At 68.6% G+C, this 15,881-nt stretch carries 21 protein-coding genes; 18 read left to right on the plus strand and 3 right to left on the minus strand.

The window, feature by feature from the left end:
• Nucleotides 1-30: 30 nt before the first annotated feature.
• From ASG80_RS22290 to ASG80_RS22300, 3 genes are all read left to right on the plus strand, one after another.
• The gene (locus tag ASG80_RS22290) at nt 31-411 is read left to right on the plus strand and encodes a hypothetical protein (RefSeq protein WP_056734902.1); all 381 of its coding nucleotides are present in this window, start codon (nt 31-33) and stop codon (nt 409-411) included.
• A gap of 186 nt (nt 412-597) precedes the next feature.
• Complete coding sequence (locus ASG80_RS23225; RefSeq protein ID WP_162256668.1) at nt 598-1,470, plus strand: T6SS immunity protein Tdi1 domain-containing protein; 873 nt, start codon at nt 598-600, stop codon at nt 1,468-1,470.
• Nucleotides 1,470-1,808 (plus strand): hypothetical protein, encoded by a 339-nt coding sequence (locus tag ASG80_RS22300; protein ID WP_056734905.1) that lies wholly within the window; start codon nt 1,470-1,472, stop codon nt 1,806-1,808. Before ASG80_RS23225 ends, ASG80_RS22300 begins: the two co-directional genes overlap by 1 nt.
• 7 nt (nt 1,809-1,815) lie before the next feature.
• On the opposite strand, the gene ASG80_RS22305 is transcribed toward ASG80_RS22300, so the two are convergent.
• Nucleotides 1,816-2,451: a hypothetical protein gene (locus ASG80_RS22305; protein WP_056734907.1), complete on the minus strand. Its 636-nt coding sequence runs from the start codon at nt 2,449-2,451 to the stop codon at nt 1,816-1,818.
• Nucleotides 2,448-3,179: a hypothetical protein gene (locus ASG80_RS22310; protein WP_056734909.1), complete on the minus strand. Its 732-nt coding sequence runs from the start codon at nt 3,177-3,179 to the stop codon at nt 2,448-2,450. Before ASG80_RS22310 ends, ASG80_RS22305 begins: the two co-directional genes overlap by 4 nt.
• A gap of 140 nt (nt 3,180-3,319) precedes the next feature.
• Between ASG80_RS22310 and ASG80_RS22315 the strand changes: the two genes are divergently transcribed.
• From ASG80_RS22315 to ASG80_RS22345, 7 genes are all read left to right on the plus strand, one after another.
• Nucleotides 3,320-3,796: a DUF6121 family protein gene (locus ASG80_RS22315; RefSeq protein WP_056734911.1), complete on the plus strand. Its 477-nt coding sequence runs from the start codon at nt 3,320-3,322 to the stop codon at nt 3,794-3,796.
• Between the two features lie 72 nt (nt 3,797-3,868).
• A complete protein-coding gene (locus ASG80_RS22320; protein ID WP_056735044.1) occupies nt 3,869-4,522 on the plus strand; it encodes a hypothetical protein in 654 nt (217 codons plus the stop codon).
• A gap of 316 nt (nt 4,523-4,838) precedes the next feature.
• Complete coding sequence (rpsL, locus tag ASG80_RS22325) at nt 4,839-5,213, plus strand: 30S ribosomal protein S12 (RefSeq protein ID WP_056734914.1); 375 nt, start codon at nt 4,839-4,841, stop codon at nt 5,211-5,213.
• Nucleotides 5,213-5,683, plus strand: coding sequence for a 30S ribosomal protein S7 (gene rpsG / locus ASG80_RS22330; RefSeq protein ID WP_056734916.1), 471 nt, complete (start codon nt 5,213-5,215; stop codon nt 5,681-5,683). The genes rpsL and rpsG overlap by 1 nt, the downstream gene beginning before the upstream one ends.
• Before the next feature lie 85 nt (nt 5,684-5,768).
• Nucleotides 5,769-7,883, plus strand: a complete 2,115-nt coding sequence (fusA, locus tag ASG80_RS22335; RefSeq protein ID WP_056734918.1) for an elongation factor G — start codon at nt 5,769-5,771, stop codon at nt 7,881-7,883.
• 113 nt (nt 7,884-7,996) lie between these two features.
• Entirely contained in the window at nt 7,997-9,190 is a 1,194-nt protein-coding gene (gene tuf / locus ASG80_RS22340; protein WP_056734920.1) for an elongation factor Tu, read from the plus strand.
• A 238-nt stretch (nt 9,191-9,428) separates the two neighbouring features.
• A complete protein-coding gene (locus tag ASG80_RS22345; RefSeq protein WP_162256669.1) occupies nt 9,429-10,649 on the plus strand; it encodes an acyltransferase in 1,221 nt (406 codons plus the stop codon).
• A 40-nt stretch (nt 10,650-10,689) separates the two neighbouring features.
• On the opposite strand, the gene ASG80_RS22350 is transcribed toward ASG80_RS22345, so the two are convergent.
• Nucleotides 10,690-11,166 carry an OsmC family protein gene (locus tag ASG80_RS22350; RefSeq protein WP_056734924.1) on the minus strand — a complete coding sequence of 159 codons (477 nt, stop codon included), beginning with the start codon at nt 11,164-11,166 and terminating at the stop codon, nt 10,690-10,692.
• Nucleotides 11,167-11,646: 480 nt separating this feature from the next.
• Here ASG80_RS22350 and rpsJ point away from each other — a divergent pair, with 480 nt between their 5' ends.
• From rpsJ to rpsC, 8 genes are read left to right on the plus strand one after another with little or no spacing between them, the layout of a single operon-like run.
• Nucleotides 11,647-11,955: a 30S ribosomal protein S10 gene (gene rpsJ / locus ASG80_RS22355; protein WP_017201594.1), complete on the plus strand. Its 309-nt coding sequence runs from the start codon at nt 11,647-11,649 to the stop codon at nt 11,953-11,955.
• An 8-nt stretch (nt 11,956-11,963) separates the two neighbouring features.
• The gene (gene rplC / locus ASG80_RS22360; RefSeq protein WP_056734926.1) at nt 11,964-12,620 is read left to right on the plus strand and encodes a 50S ribosomal protein L3; all 657 of its coding nucleotides are present in this window, start codon (nt 11,964-11,966) and stop codon (nt 12,618-12,620) included.
• Between the two features lie 3 nt (nt 12,621-12,623).
• On the plus strand, nt 12,624-13,286 hold the full coding sequence (gene rplD / locus ASG80_RS22365; RefSeq protein ID WP_056734927.1) for a 50S ribosomal protein L4: 663 nt from the start codon (nt 12,624-12,626) through the stop codon (nt 13,284-13,286).
• On the plus strand, nt 13,283-13,585 hold the full coding sequence (rplW, locus tag ASG80_RS22370; RefSeq protein WP_056734929.1) for a 50S ribosomal protein L23: 303 nt from the start codon (nt 13,283-13,285) through the stop codon (nt 13,583-13,585). Before rplD ends, rplW begins: the two co-directional genes overlap by 4 nt.
• A 19-nt stretch (nt 13,586-13,604) precedes the next feature.
• Nucleotides 13,605-14,444, plus strand: coding sequence for a 50S ribosomal protein L2 (gene rplB, locus ASG80_RS22375; RefSeq protein WP_056734931.1), 840 nt, complete (start codon nt 13,605-13,607; stop codon nt 14,442-14,444).
• A 12-nt stretch (nt 14,445-14,456) separates the two neighbouring features.
• Nucleotides 14,457-14,738: a 30S ribosomal protein S19 gene (gene rpsS, locus ASG80_RS22380; protein ID WP_056734934.1), complete on the plus strand. Its 282-nt coding sequence runs from the start codon at nt 14,457-14,459 to the stop codon at nt 14,736-14,738.
• A 25-nt stretch (nt 14,739-14,763) separates the two neighbouring features.
• The gene (rplV, locus tag ASG80_RS22385) at nt 14,764-15,129 is read left to right on the plus strand and encodes a 50S ribosomal protein L22 (protein WP_056734936.1); all 366 of its coding nucleotides are present in this window, start codon (nt 14,764-14,766) and stop codon (nt 15,127-15,129) included.
• On the plus strand, nt 15,129-15,881 hold the full coding sequence (gene rpsC / locus ASG80_RS22390) for a 30S ribosomal protein S3 (RefSeq protein ID WP_056734938.1): 753 nt from the start codon (nt 15,129-15,131) through the stop codon (nt 15,879-15,881). The genes rplV and rpsC overlap by 1 nt, the downstream gene beginning before the upstream one ends.

Here is a 15,881-nt window from a genome sequence, read left to right on the forward strand (position 1 = left end):
GTCGAGGCAGGCAGGCAGGCAGGGGAGAAGATGACCATCGCGACGAATCAGGAACTGGATCGTTTTCTGGCGTCCGTGCAGCAGCTGACTCCCCAGGACTTCGTCGCGATCGGTGACCAGGCACGCACGACGGGAACCGCAGCACGAACCGCCGCTCGAAAGGCCGCCAAGCTCTCCGCGTCCGACCGGAGTGCGCTCGACAAGCGGGTTCGCGACGCGTTCGTTCCGATGCACGAACGCCTCCTGGCGGACCCGAGCGCTGACCTCCACGACGCCATCATGGACACCATCACCGCCGCGCTCGGGGTCGTGCAGCGGGCGAAGCTCTCGGCGCACCAGTACGAGGCCCTTGTCGGCCCGTTCCACGCGGTCGGCGCCGACGTACCCCCCAGGGAGTCGGATCCTGCCTGAACCTCGCCGCGACAACACCCCGCGATCCGCGGCGCCGACTCCACGACGGGCAGTCCTCCCCATTCCGTGCAGGACCCCCGTCGGTAGACTTCGGCGGGGTGGCCTCCCCACCCGAGCGCGCGGCTTCCGGCACGCGGCATGGGCTGCCACCGGGATCCCATTCCCAGACACGCCAGGAAGGCACGCATGACGACGTTCCGCACATTCGACCCGGTCGCACCGATCGGCGAGGAGACGATCGCCCGGTTCGCCGCGCAGGTTCCCGACGGCGTCGCCGATCTCTGGCGCAACCAGGGCGCAGGCGTCGTCGGCGACGACGGATTCTTCCGGGTTGTCGACCCAGCGCGGGCGGCGTCGATGCTCGAGGGTGTCTTCGGCCTGCCCGACGGGTCCACCGTGCTGTTCACGACGGCGCTCGGTGACCTGGTCTCCCACGTGAACGGTCTCTACCTCGTCATGAAGTCGCGGTTCGGCGCCATCGACATCATCGAGGGCCGATCGTTCGACGAACTGGTCGCCCTCATCGAGGATCCTGCGCAACGCGACGTCGCGTGGGAGTGGCAGCCCTATCCTGCGGCCCGCGATCGCGACGGCGTTCCCGGCTTCGAGCAGTGCTTCGGCTTCGTGCCCCTGCTCGCCCTCGGCGGGCGAGCCGACGTCGAGCACCTGACGCTCGGCGGTCTCTACGAGCACCTCGCCGTCATCGCGCAGCTCGCCGGCCAGCCCGAGGTGCGTCGACCGTTGCAGATCGTGAGCGCGGGGGACGCACCGGCACCGGGCGAGCCCGGCAGCACCGAGCGTCTCATCGAGGTCGGCAGGTCGCTGTTCGCGAAGCTCGCCACCGATCCCGTGCTGAACGTCATCGAACTGCCCGACGGGCTCGGCGTCTGCCTCGTGCACGCCGTGCGCGGCGGTGGCAAGATCTACGTCGCACCCGACGAATCGGTGCTGTTCGTCGGCTCCGCGGTGGACTTCGACGCGGGGCTCGGTGCATTCCGAGACGGGGTGCGCACCCCGCGCGAGAAGTTCGACCTCTCCGGCGGAGGGGCGGACGCCTGATGGCCGAGACGCTCGAGCAGCGCTGCGACCGACTGCGGGAGCCCGTGACGGAGCTCGTCGGCGTGAGCATCTCGGCGACGCTTCGCCCGCAGGACCTGCCGGAGCTCATGCGGGCGATCGCCGCTGTTCGCGAGATCCTCTCGGATGACCCGTCGAGCATCCCACCGGGACCGTTCCTCGACTGGCTGCCGACGGCGTTGCGCAATCTCGCCCGGATGGAAGAGGCCGTCACCTCCGGCGACCCCGCGACGTCGTACGCCATCCTCACCGACCAGCACGACGGGTTCATCCGCCTCACCGACGGCTGCGCCGGATTCCCCGGCTGGGCGCGCGTCTGAGCGCCGGCTAGTTGCGTAGGAACGGGTCGAGGAACCCGTTGACGACCGTCTGGCTCGCCCGGGCGCCGTAGTGATCGATCGACAGCCGGCTGATGGCCGCGTACGCGTTGTCGCGCAGGATCGTGAGCGGAAGGGCCTGCCATTCCCGTCCGGATCGCACGGCGATGCCGACGTACGCCACGGCGTCGGAGCGGGCGAGCCAGACGCCGAGCACGACGGTGCCGCTCCTCGCCACCGGTACCGGCAGGTAGATGCGCGGGTCGCCCGTGCGGAATCGCTCGAGCACGGCCGTGGCCTCCTGCGGCGGGATCCCGAGGTACGAGCTGGCCTGCTGGGTGAGTCTCGATCCGGTCTCGACGCGCTCCCACCGGTACGACCAGGCGAAGAACCAGACGAGCCCGCCGATGACGGCTGCCGCGCTGAAGAAGACCGCACCGGGCGCGACGAGGCCCCGCATGCCCGACCGGCGTCCTTCGTAATCGGACGAGAGTTCGACGAGTGCGTCGTACAGGCCCAACGAGAGCACGAGCGCCACGGCGCCGACGCCGGCCATCACGATGGCGCCGATCATCCGTCCGCCCGAGCGGACGCGCCGCACCTCCTGCGGGGCGGCGTACAGCGGCTGTTCCTGCGGTTCCGTCACGCGCGGCTTCCCTTCTCCACGGGCCACTTCCGGTCGATCATCGGGCCCTTCCACTCGAAGTACTCGAACACCTTTCGGAAGGACCGTGCCGGGATGCCCCGGCGTTCGGACTCGCGGATGAGCACCTGCGCCGCCTGATGGGCCGTGGCGTCGTCGACGACGGCGTCGAGCATGAGCGGGACGAGTCCACGACGGGCGCCGTCGAACTCGTCGAAGAGCGTCACGACGGCGGCTCCGCGAGCGCCGACGAAGGCGTGCCTGAGCCGGACGCCGTCGCGGACGCCGAGCTCGCACAGCAGGGTCGGGCTTCCGGCTCTCACGGTCGCGCGCGCGAGCGCTCCGGACAGCGGCAACCGCTGCAGCTGGCCGGTACGCTCGCGGTCGTCGACCACGCCGACGAAGACGATCTGCTCCCACGGGATGAGCGGTGCGCCGGCGAGTCGCACCCCGGTCGCGCCGACGGTGAGCGCGATGTCGTCGTCGGCGACGAGCAACGCCAGTGCGCGCCGACGGCGCACCGCAAGGACTGCGGAGACCGCGCATGCGATCACCCCGAGCGATGCGATGACGATCGTGAACCAGCCCATGCCGACGACGATGGTGACGACGAGTCCGCCGGCGAGCAGGACGCCGAGCGCGAGGCTCACGATCAGCATGCCCGCATTCCAGCGTCGGATGCTGCCCGTCTTCGTGCGATCGACGTGTGCGGCGTAGTGCGTGTCCCCCACTGCGTTCCTCCGGGTCGTCGTGGGCCGCGGCGGGCCGAGGCCGTCCACAGCCTATCCGCTGTGCGCCGCGCCGCAGGCCGGCGCATCGACGGAGCCGTACCGCCTGCTGGGCGTCGAGGCTGGGCGCGTAGTCTCGACGCATGGACGAGCCCCGACGCAACGCCTGGGTCGTGGCTGCGTTCGCCGCGGCACTCGACCTCGCGCTCGTCGTGTGCGCGTACGGGTTCGTGAGCCTGCTCACCGACGTCGAGGTGATCGCGAGCCCCGAGGCCGGGCCCCTGGTCGGACCGGCAGCGGTCGGGGCATCCGTCGCAGCCGTGCTGCTCACGCTCGCGCACACGCTCCGGCAGCCTGAGCGCCAGTTGCCGGGCGTCGTGTTCGCCGCGCTCTGGAGCTGGGTCGCCGCGGTCGTGGTCGCGGGCGTCGGCTACGCGTTCGCGACCGGCACGTTCACGGCCGCCGTGCTCTTCGGCCTGGGGTTCGGCATCGGCTGGTTCGGCCTGCTGATCCCCGGCGTCGCCGCGGTCGTCGCCTCGTTCGCGGCACTCGTCGCCCGCGGCCGGGCAAGCGGCATGGATCGACCCCGCTGGCCGTGGGAGCGCGACGACGAGGAGTGACGGATGCCGCGCGGCGCGCAATCCGCTGGCCGGATCGGCGTCCGCGGCGATCCCGCGCAGTATCGTGAACGCGTGGAGGGATCGATCGAGGCGCGCGTGAGCCGCGAGGTCGACCGGTGGCTCGCCTGGCTGCCCCGGTGGCGTCCGGGCACCCACCGCGCCCGGGTCCGGCTGTGCACCCGCTGCTTCGGCTCCCCGATCCTCACCGCCGCCGGCCTCGACGTCGACGTGCCGCACCCGGTGCAGCACGCGTTCTCGATGCGCATGAAGGGCATCATCGACGCCGCCGTCGACGACTACACCGCCCGCAACCTGCCGATGCTGCACCGCGAGATCCGCCTCGCCGAGGAGCGCAAGGCGCGTCGGCCGTACCGCGCGGGGGAGGGGCTCGAGCCCGAGTTCCTCGGCCTCGACCTCGACCCCGAGCCGGTGCCCGACCAGCCGTTCCTGTTCACGCTCAGCGGGCTCGAGGCGGATGCCGCCGCCGAGACGAACGAGCCGGCGCCGCGGCCGTTCACGTTCGAGGAGAAGGAGGCGCTGCGCGAGGAGGTGCGCCTCGCCGACGAGTTCGCGAAGCAGCTCGGGCGTCGCATCTGCGTGGAGCTCGCGCAGCACCGCGAGCGCATCGGCCACGCCGTCGTCGAGTACGTCGAGCCGCAGGTGGAGGAGCTCCTCGCCGACCTCGACCGGGAGCTCGACGCCCCGGGGTGGCCCGGCTCGCCGTGAGCCGGCGGCGCATTCCGCCTGCGGAGAACATGCGGCCCGCGGCATCCGCCCTCATTTGACCGCGAGGTTACGCGGCATTACCATTGATCGGGTGTGCGCGTTGACGCGCGCTTGAACCGTGCCTGCGCGAGCGTTCGCGAGATCGCTCCAGCATGTCACATCTCCGGTTCGTACCAGACGCACACTCCAAGGGCACCTCGACGGTTGCCCCCACGGCATACCCACCACTCCAAGGCGCCGCAGCTCTGCGGTGCCGGTGGGTCGTGATGTGAAATCCATCAATGCTGTCACCGTGCAGCAATAACAAGGAGAAGCAGTGCCAACCATTCAGCAGTTGGTCCGCAAGGGTCGCACGCCGAAGGTCACCAAGACCAAGGCCCCCGCCCTGAAGGCCAACCCCCAGCAGCGCGGCGTGTGCACGCGTGTGTACACGACCACCCCGAAGAAGCCGAACTCGGCGCTCCGCAAGGTCGCCCGTGTGAAGCTCTCGAACGGCACCGAGGTCACGGCCTACATCCCCGGTGAGGGCCACAACCTGCAGGAGCACTCGATGGTGCTCGTGCGCGGCGGTCGTGTGAAGGACCTCCCCGGCGTGCGCTACAAGATCATCCGCGGCGCGCTCGACACGCAGGCCGTGAAGAACCGCAAGCAGGCTCGTAGCCGCTACGGCGCGAAGATGGAGAAGAAGTAATGCCTCGCAAGGGACCCGCTCCGAAGCGCCCCGTCGTCGCCGACCCCGTGTACGGCTCGCCGGTCGTCAGCCAGCTCGTCAACAAGATCCTCATCGACGGCAAGAAGGACCTCGCGCAGCGCATCGTCTACGAGGCGCTCGAGAACGTCGCCACGAAGTCCGGCCAGGACGCCGTCGCCACCCTGAAGAAGGCGCTCGACAACGTGCGCCCGACGCTCGAGGTGCGCTCGCGCCGCGTCGGCGGTTCGACCTACCAGGTCCCCGTCGAGGTCAAGCCGCACCGTGCCAACACCCTCGCCCTGCGCTGGCTCACGAGCTACGCCAAGGCCCGCCGCGAGAAGACGATGACCGAGCGTCTCACCAACGAGATCCTCGACGCGTCGAACGGCCTCGGTGCCGCCGTCAAGCGCCGCGAGGACACGCACAAGATGGCCGAGTCGAACCGCGCCTTCGCCCACTACCGCTGGTAGCAGGTGAGCGGATGCCGCGAGCCGCGAGCCTGCGGCATCCGCTCCACCACACCATTCCCAACCTGAACTCCCCCGGAGGAACCCCGTGGCACTTGACGTGCTCACCGACCTGAGCAAGGTCCGCAACATCGGCATCATGGCGCACATCGATGCCGGCAAGACCACCACCACCGAGCGCATCCTGTTCTACACGGGCGTCAACCACAAGATCGGCGAGACGCACGACGGCGCGTCGACGACCGACTGGATGGAGCAGGAGAAGGAGCGCGGCATCACGATCACGTCTGCCGCCGTGACCTGCTTCTGGAACAAGAACCAGATCAACATCATCGACACCCCCGGCCACGTGGACTTCACGGTCGAGGTGGAGCGCTCGCTCCGCGTGCTCGACGGCGCAGTCGCCGTGTTCGACGGCAAGGAGGGCGTCGAGCCCCAGTCCGAGACCGTGTGGCGCCAGGCCGACAAGTACAACGTGCCCCGCATCTGCTTCGTCAACAAGATGGACAAGCTCGGCGCGGACTTCTACTTCACGGTGGAGACCATCATCAAGCGCCTCGGCGCGAAGCCGCTGGTGCTCCAGCTGCCGATCGGCTCCGAGAGCGAGTTCGTCGGCGTCGTCGACCTCATCGAGATGCGGGCCCTGGTGTGGCCCGGCGACGCCAAGGGCGACGTGACGATGGGCGCCAAGTACGAGGTGCAGGAGATCCCCGCCGACCTCAAGGAGAAGGCCGAGGAGTACCGCCACGCGCTGCTCGAGACCGTCGCCGAGACCGACGACGCGCTGCTCGAGAAGTACTTCGGCGGCGAGGAGCTCACGATCGCCGAGATCAAGGGCGCCATCCGCAAGCTCACCGTCAACTCCGAGATCTACCCCGTGCTCTGCGGCTCCGCGTTCAAGAACCGCGGCGTGCAGCCGATGCTCGACGCGGTCATCGACTTCCTGCCGTCGCCGCTCGACGTGCCGGCGGTCGAGGGTCGCAACCCCCGCAACGAGGAAGAGATCATCGAGCGTCACCCCGACGCCAACGACCCCTTCGCGGCGCTCGCGTTCAAGGTCGCGGTGCACCCGTTCTTCGGTCGCCTCACCTACATCCGCGTGTACTCGGGTCACCTCCTCTCCGGTGGCCAGGTCATCAACTCGACCAAGGGCAAGAAGGAGCGCATCGGCAAGATCTTCCAGATGCACGCCAACAAGGAGAACCCGGTCGACTCGGTCACCGCGGGCAACATCTACGCCGTGATCGGCCTCAAGGACACGACCACTGGCGACACGCTGTGCGACCCCGACAACCAGGTCGTGCTCGAGTCCATGACGTTCCCGGCTCCCGTGATCGAGGTCGCGATCGAGCCGAAGACCAAGGCCGACCAGGAGAAGCTCGGCACCGCGATCCAGAAGCTCGCGGAGGAGGACCCCACCTTCCGCACCGAGCTCAACCCCGAGACCGGCCAGACCGTCATCAAGGGCATGGGCGAGCTGCACCTCGACATCCTCGTCGACCGCATGAAGCGGGAGTTCAAGGTCGAGGCGAACGTGGGCAAGCCGCAGGTGGCCTACCGCGAGACGATCAAGCGGGCCGTCGAGAAGCATGACTACACCCACAAGAAGCAGACGGGTGGTTCGGGCCAGTTCGCGAAGATCCAGTTCGCGATCGAGCCCCTCGAGATCACGGCCGACAAGACGTACGAGTTCGAGAACAAGGTCACGGGTGGCCGCGTTCCGCGCGAGTACATCCCCTCGGTCGACGCCGGCTTCCAGGATGCGATGCAGTACGGCATCCTGGCCGGCTACCCGATGGTCGGCGTCAAGGGCATCCTGCTCGACGGCGCAGCCCATGACGTCGACTCCTCGGAGATGGCGTTCAAGATCGCCGGCTCGATGGGCTTCAAGGAGGCCGCCCGCAAGGCGAACCCCGTCCTGCTCGAACCGCTGATGTCCGTCGAGGTCCGTACTCCCGAGGAGTACATGGGCGACGTCATCGGCGACCTGAACTCGCGCCGCGGCCAGATCCAGTCCATGGAGGACGCCGCCGGTGTGAAGGTCGTGCGTGCGCACGTCCCGCTCTCGGAGATGTTCGGATACATCGGCGACCTGCGGTCGAAGACCTCGGGCCGCGCCGTGTACTCGATGGAGTTCGAGAGCTACGCGGAGGTCCCGAAGGCTGTCGCCGACGAGATCGTCCAGAAGAACAAGGGCGAGTAGCCCTGCCCGCACGGCCCACCCGGGTCGCGTAACATAACAACACAAACCCCCGTAGCCCACCGGTCGCAATCCAGCGCCCGGCGTGTCTACACGAGTCCTGAGGAGGACCCACAGTGGCTAAGGCCAAGTTCGAGCGGACCAAGCCGCACGTCAACATCGGCACGATCGGTCACGTCGACCACGGCAAGACGACGCTCACCGCCGCGATCTCGAAGGTGCTCGCCGACAAGTACCCGTCGAACGTCAACGTCCCGCGTGACTTCGCGTCGATCGACTCGGCTCCCGAGGAGCGCCAGCGCGGCATCACGATCAACATCTCGCACGTCGAGTACGAGACGCCGAAGCGCCACTACGCGCACGTCGACGCCCCGGGTCACGCCGACTACATCAAGAACATGATCACCGGTGCGGCCCAGATGGACGGCGCGATCCTCGTGGTCGCGGCGACCGACGGTCCGATGGCGCAGACGCGTGAGCACGTGCTGCTCGCCAAGCAGGTCGGCGTGCCCTACCTGCTCGTCGCGCTGAACAAGGCCGACATGGTCGACGACGAGGAGATCCTGGAGCTCGTCGAGCTCGAGGTCCGCGAGCTGCTCTCGAGCCAGGGCTTCGACGGCGACAACGCGCCGGTCATCCGCGTCTCGGGCCTCAAGGCGCTCGAGGGCGACGAGAAGTGGACGCAGTCCGTCCTCGACCTCATGGACGCCGTCGACGAGTCGATCCCCGACCCCGTGCGTGACAAGGACAAGCCGTTCCTCATGCCGATCGAGGACGTCTTCACCATCACCGGTCGTGGAACGGTCGTCACGGGTCGCGCCGAGCGCGGCACGCTGAAGCTCAACTCCGAGGTCGAGATCGTCGGCATCCGCCCGACGCAGAAGACCACGGTCACCGGTATCGAGATGTTCCACAAGCAGCTCGACGAGGCGTGGGCCGGCGAGAACTGCGGTCTCCTCCTCCGCGGCACCAAGCGCGAGGACGTGGAGCGCGGCCAGGTCGTCGTCGCCCCCGGTTCGGTCACCCCGCACACGAACTTCGAGGGCACCGCGTACATCCTCTCCAAGGAGGAGGGCGGTCGTCACAACCCGTTCTACGCGAACTACCGTCCGCAGTTCTACTTCCGCACCACCGACGTCACCGGCGTCATCACGCTGCCCGACGGCACCGAGATGGTCATGCCCGGCGACACCACCGACATGACGGTCGAGCTCATCCAGCCGATCGCCATGGAGGAGGGCCTCGGCTTCGCCATCCGTGAGGGTGGTCGCACCGTGGGCGCCGGTACGGTCACGAAGATCCTCAAGTAACACCTTCGCGCCCCCAGCGGGTGCGGAACCGACAGGGGTCGGGCCTTCGGGCCCGACCCCTTCGTCGTCCATGGCTGCAGGGGTCGGGACTGCGCGAACGTCGCGGGGCCCGACCCCTTCGTCGTCCATGGCTGCAGGGGTCGGGACTGCGCGAACGTCGCGGGGCCCGACCCTTTCGTCGTCCATGCATGACGCCGTCGATTCGGCTGCACCCCCCGAACGGGTTACGCTGGAGCGGATGGCAGGTTCCCCCACGCCAGTGCCCCGCACCACCGTACGGCCCGAGATCCAAGCGCTTCGGGCCGTCGCCGTCGGCGCCGTCGTGCTCCACCACGGGTGGCCGGCCGTCGCCCCCGCGGGCTACATGGGCGTCGACGTCTTCTTCGTCGTCTCGGGCTACCTCATCACCGCACTGCTCATCCGCGAGGTCGGCCGCACCGGCGGCATCTCGCTCGGCGCGTTCTACCTCCGACGGGCACGGCGCATCCTGCCCGCGGCCATCGCCGTGCTCCTCGCGGTCTCGGCGTTGACGATCGCGGTCGTGCCCCAGCGCGACTGGGCCGACTGGTTCCGCGAGAGCGTGGCCAGCACGCTCTACTACGAGAACTGGCAGCTCGCGGCGGACTCGCAGATCCCGGCCCGCGCCGACCTGGAGTCGACGCCGGTACAGCACTTCTGGTCGCTCTCGGTGGAGGAGCAGTTCTACCTCGTCTGGCCGCTGCTGCTCATCGTCGCCGTCGTCTCCGCACGGCGGCGCGGGCGCTCCATCGTGCGGCCGATGTTCGTCGTGCTCGGGTTCGTGACGGCCGCCTCGTTCGTCCACTCGCTCCTCCTCACCTCCGCCGACCACAACCTCGCTTACTTCTCGACGATCGCGCGCACGTGGGAGTTCGGCGCGGGCGGGCTGCTCGCGCTGCTCGCGATCACGACGCCGTCGAAGGGTCGGGAGGTGCTCCGCACCGTCGCGTCGTGGTGCGGCCTCCTGCTCATCGCGGTGCCGATCGTCGCGTTCCGCGACCCCGAGGCCTTTCCGGGTGTCTGGGTCCTGCTCCCGGTCGCCGGCACGCTCGCCGTGATCTGGGCGGGGACGCCCGCGACGCGGTGGTCGACGGCCCGGGTCGCCGGACTCCGCCCGGTGCAGTGGGTGGGCGATGTCTCGTACTCGCTCTACCTCTGGCACTGGCCGATCTTCATGTTCACGCCGTTCCTCATCGGCATGCCGAGCCCCGCGTGGGTCATGGCGCTGCTCGTGGTGCTCTCGCTGCTCGTGGCCTGGCTCTCCAAGCGCCTCATCGAGGACCCGTTCCGGGCGCGACGGAACCCCATGCCCCGTCGCCCCGCGGTGCTGCTCGGCGGACTCGGCTTCCTCGTCGCGGCGATCGTCAGCACCGGGTTCGTCGCGCCGAGCGTGGCGGCCGAACAACAGTCGACGGGCCACCACGCGGGGGAGCGCGACTGACCTGTCGTGACATCCGGAGCGGTTGGCGGATGTCGCGGGCTCAGACCTGCGTGCCGTCGATCGTGGTGGGCAGCTCGACGACCTCCTCGATCGTGCGTGCCACGGTGCATCCCCGCTCGATGGCCTTGGACATCACGCCGAGGAGCTGTTCGCGTTCGTCGGGCGCGAGCGTCGAGAGGTCCAGCAGGAGCTCCTCCTCGATGCGCGCATAGCGATTGGTGTCGTGCTCGGACTTGCCGTGCGCCCACACCGTCAGCGCGAAGTCGTCGCCGAGGCGGCGCGCGGTGACGCGGTCGGCGCTCAGCCCGGAGCAGGCGATCAGCGCGAGCTTCAGCAGCTCGCCGGGGGTGAAGTGCTCGCCATCGAGCTCGGGCCCGCCGACGCGCAGCGTGGCGCCGCGCTCGTTGAGGCCCTCGTACATGCGGGGTCCGACGCGCGTGACCGAGACGCTGCCCGGCCCGATCCGCTCGCTGACGCGGTGCGCGTGCTCGGGCGTGGGTCTCTCGTTCGTCGTCACGCCTTCGATTCCATCATGCCGGGGGGTTTCCGGGCGGTTCGCCTGCGACGTCGCTGTGAACGGAGGAGGCGCGACACGCCCGGGTTGCACGTGGCCCCCGACTATGGCAAACTCGATGAGTTCGACATTTCGAACGGCGTGCCTTGCTGCGTGCCGTTCGAATCACTGCCAGGCAGTGCATAGCCACCGGAAGCTCTCGGAGCCCCACGGGTCAGGCTAGGCCGCGGGCAGCAGAACGCACAACCGACAACCACTTCGAGCATGGGTTCGCCATGCCCGTTTCGCGAGGGCGACTCGCCCGAGCGCGGGGGTCGGTGGGGCTCACGGGTCGAGCGTGCCGAGGTCACCGCATGCGGGGTGGTTTCGACAGGCTCGATCACCGGCCTTTGACAGAAGAACAGTGGTGCTTCACACGGAGTAGCTACGCGGCGTCCGATGCCCTCGGAAGGGTATGACGCCTTGACAGAGAGAGAGTCAGAGATGGCGGGACAGAAGATCCGCATTCGACTGAAGTCGTATGACCACGAGGTCATCGACACCTCGGCGCGCAAGATCGTCGACACGGTGACCCGCGCGGGCGCCACGGTCGTCGGCCCCGTGCCGCTTCCGACGGAGAAGAACGTGGTGTGCGTCATCCGCTCGCCCCACAAGTACAAGGACAGCCGCGAGCACTTCGAGATGCGCACGCACAAGCGCCTCATCGACATCGTGGACCCGACGCCCAAGGCCGTCGACTCGCTCATGCGCCTCGACCTCCCGGCCGACGTCAACATCGAGATCAAGCTCTGAGGTAACAGATGTCTTCCGCTACCAAGAACGTGAAGGGTCTGCTCGGCACCAAGCTCGGCATGACCCAGGTGTGGGACGAGAACAACAAGCTGGTTCCCGTCACCGTCATCGAGATCGCCCCCAACGTCGTCACCCAGCTCCGCACCGCGGAGAAGGACGGCTACGAGGCCGTGCAGATCGCCGCGGGCGCCATCGACCCGCGCAAGGTGAACCAGCCCGCGTCCGGCCACTTCAAGGCCGCCGGTGTCACCCCGCGTCGTCACCTCGCCGAGGTGCGCACCGCCGACGCGTCGAGCTACGAGCTCGGCCAGGAGCTCACCGCTGACGGCACCTTCGAGGCCGGCCAGCTCGTCGACGTCGTCGGCACGAGCAAGGGCAAGGGCTTCGCCGGTGTCATGAAGCGCCACAACTTCAAGGGCGTCTCCGCCTCGCACGGTTCGCACCGCAACCACCGCAAGCCCGGCTCGATCGGTGCCTCGTCGACCCCCAGCCGTGTCTTCAAGGGCATGCGCATGGCCGGTCGCATGGGTGGCGAGCGCGTGACCGTGCTGAACCTCCGCGTGCACGCCGTCGACGCCGAGAAGGGCCTCCTCCTCGTCAAGGGCGCCGTCCCCGGTGCGCGCGGCCGTCTCGTTTTCGTCCGCAACGCAGTGAAGGGGGCGTAGTCCATGGCTACCGCGACCAACACCATCGACACCCTCGACGTCACCGGCAAGAAGTCCGGCACGATCGAGCTCCCCGCCGAGCTCTTCGACGTGCAGACCAACGTGCCGCTGATCCACCAGGTCGTCGTCGCCCAGCTCGCCGCCGCGCGTCAGGGCACCCACAAGACCAAGACCCGCGGCGAGGTCTCCGGCGCCGGCCGCAAGCCCTTCAAGCAGAAGGGCACGGGCCGCGCCCGGCAGGGCTCGATCCGCGCGCCGCAGATGACCGGCGGTGGCATCGTCCACGGCCCGCAGCCGCGCGACTACGCGCAGCGCACCCCCAAGAAGATGATCGCAGCGGCCCTGCTCGGCGCGCTCTCCGACCGCGCGCGCGGCGGCCGCATCCACGCGGTCGAGTCGTTCGCGGCCGGCGACGCCCCGAAGACCCGCGACGCCGTCGCGCTTCTCGGCGGGATCGCCCCGGCCAAGCACTTCCTCGTCGTGCTCACCCGCGAGGAGGAGCTCAGCGAGCGTGCGGTGCGCAACATCCCGACCGTGCACGTGCTGCGGGTCGACCAGCTGAACGCCTACGACGTGCTCGTCTCGGACGACATCGTCTTCAGCACGGCCGCGCTCGACGCGTTCATCGCCTCGAAGACGCCCAAGAAGGAAGAGGTCTCCGCATGAGCGCCGCGCAGAACAAGAACCCGCGCGACATCATCATCGCGCCCGTCGTCTCGGAGAAGAGCTACGGCCTGATCGACGAGGGCAAGTACACGTTCATCGTGGATCCCCGCTCGAACAAGACCGAGATCAAGCTCGCCATCGAGAAGATCTTCAACGTCCAGGTGGCGTCGATCAACACCCTGAACCGTCAGGGCAAGACCCGCCGCACCCGGTTCGGCATCGGCAAGCGCAAGGACACCAAGCGCGCGATCGTCACCCTCAAGTCCGGCTCGATCGACATCTTCACGGCTGTCGGCTAAGGAGCAGAGGTAACTCACTATGGCTATTCGTAAGTACAAGCCCACGACCCCCGGTCGTCGCGGTTCGTCGGTCGCCGACTTCGCGGAGATCACTCGCTCGACGCCCGAGAAGTCGCTGCTCCGCCCGTTGTCGAAGACCGGTGGCCGCAACAACCAGGGCCGCATCACGACGCGTCACATCGGCGGTGGCCACAAGCGCCAGTACCGCGTGATCGACTTCCGTCGCAACGACAAGGACGGCGTGGCCGCCAAGGTCGCGCACATCGAGTACGACCCGAACCGCACGGCTCGCATCGCGCTCCTCCACTTCGTGGACGGCACCAAGCGCTACATCCTGGCGCCGAACAAGCTCCAGCAGGGCGACCCGATCGAGTCGGGCCCCAACGCCGACATCAAGCCGGGCAACAACCTGCCGCTGCGCAACATCCCGACCGGTACCGTCGTGCATGCCATCGAGCTCCGCCCCGGCGGCGGCGCGAAGCTGGCCCGCTCGGCCGGCGCCTCGGTGCGCCTCGTCGCGAAGGACGGCCCCTACGCGCAGCTCCGCCTCCCGTCGGGCGAGATCCGCAACGTCGACGCGCGCTGCCGCGCGACCGTCGGCGAGGTCGGCAACGCCGAGCAGTCGAACATCAACTGGGGCAAGGCCGGCCGCAAGCGCTGGAAGGGCGTCCGCCCGACCGTGCGCGGTGTCGCGATGAACCCGGTCGACCACCCGCACGGTGGTGGCGAGGGCAAGACCTCCGGTGGTCGCCACCCGGTCAGCCCGTGGGGCCAGAAGGAAGGCCGCACGCGTAGCCGCAAGAAGGAAAGCGACCAGTTCATCGTTCGCCGTCGCACCGTCGGCAAGAAGCGCAAGTAGGAGTTGTAGAAGATGCCACGCAGTCTCAAGAAGGGCCCCTTCGTCGATGACCACCTGCTTCGCAAGGTCGTCACGCAGAACGAGGCCGGTTCCAAGAACGTCATCAAGACCTGGTCACGCCGCTCGATGATCATCCCCGCGATGCTGGGGCACACGATCGCCGTGCACGACGGCCGCAAGCACATCCCGGTGTTCGTCACCGAGACCATGGTGGGTCACAAGCTCGGCGAGTTCGCCCCCACCCGCACCTTCCGTGGACACGTGAAGGACGACAAGAAGGGCCGCCGCCGCTGACGCGGTGGCGTGAAGGAGGAAAGAAATGGTGGAGTCGATCGCACGCGTGCGACACATCCGCGTGACCCCCATGAAGGCCCGCCGCGTCGTCAACATGATCCGCGGCAAGCAGGCACAGGAGGCACTCGCCATCCTGAAGTTCGCACCCCAGGGTGCGAGCGAGCCGGTGTACAAGCTCGTCGCCTCGGCCATCGCGAACGCTCGCGTCAAGGCCGACGCTGCGAACACCTACCTGGACGAGCAGGACCTCTACATCAGCCGCGCATTCGTCGACGAGGGCACCACCCTCAAGCGATTCCAGCCGCGCGCGCAGGGTCGTGCCTTCCGCATCAACAAGCGAACGAGCCACATCACCGTCGTGCTCGCCACGCCCGAGGAGGGTACGAAGTAATGGGTCAGAAGGTCAACCCGTACGGCTTCCGTCTCGGCATCACCACCGACCACGTGTCGCGGTGGTTCTCCGACTCGACGAAGCCCGGTCAGCGCTACGCCGACTACCTCGCAGAGGACATCAAGATCCGTCGCCTGCTCAAGACGTCGCTCGACCGCGCCGGTGTCTCGCGCATCGAGATCGAGCGCACCCGCGACCGCGTCCGGGTGGACATCCACACGGCGCGTCCCGGCATCGTGATCGGCCGCCGCGGCGCCGAGGCCGAGCGCATCCGCGCCGACCTCGAGAAGCTCAGCGGCAAGCAGATCCAGCTGAACATCCTCGAGGTCAAGAACCCCGAGGCCGACGCCCAGCTCGTCGCGCAGGGCATCGCCGAGCAGCTCTCCGCCCGTGTGGCGTTCCGCCGCGCGATGCGCAAGGGCCTGCAGGGCGCGCAGCGCGCCGGCGCCAAGGGTGTCCGCATCCAGGTGTCGGGCCGCCTCGGCGGCGCCGAGATGAGCCGGTCGGAGTTCTACCGCGAAGGCCGTGTGCCCCTGCACACCCTGCGCGCGAACATCGACTACGGCTTCTACGAGGCCAAGACCACCTTCGGCCGCATCGGCGTGAAGGTCTGGATCTACAAGGGCGACATCACCAACAAGGAACTCGCCCGCGAGCAGGCCTCCCAGAAGCCGTCCCGCGAGCGCAGTGACCGTCCCCGCCGCGACCGCGCCCCCAAGGCCGAGCCGGTGGCAGCAGGAGTTGAGGCATAA

Origin of the sequence: Agromyces sp. Soil535 (assembly GCF_001428255.1) — a bacterium.
In the GTDB taxonomy this organism is placed as follows: domain Bacteria; phylum Actinomycetota; class Actinomycetes; order Actinomycetales; family Microbacteriaceae; genus Agromyces.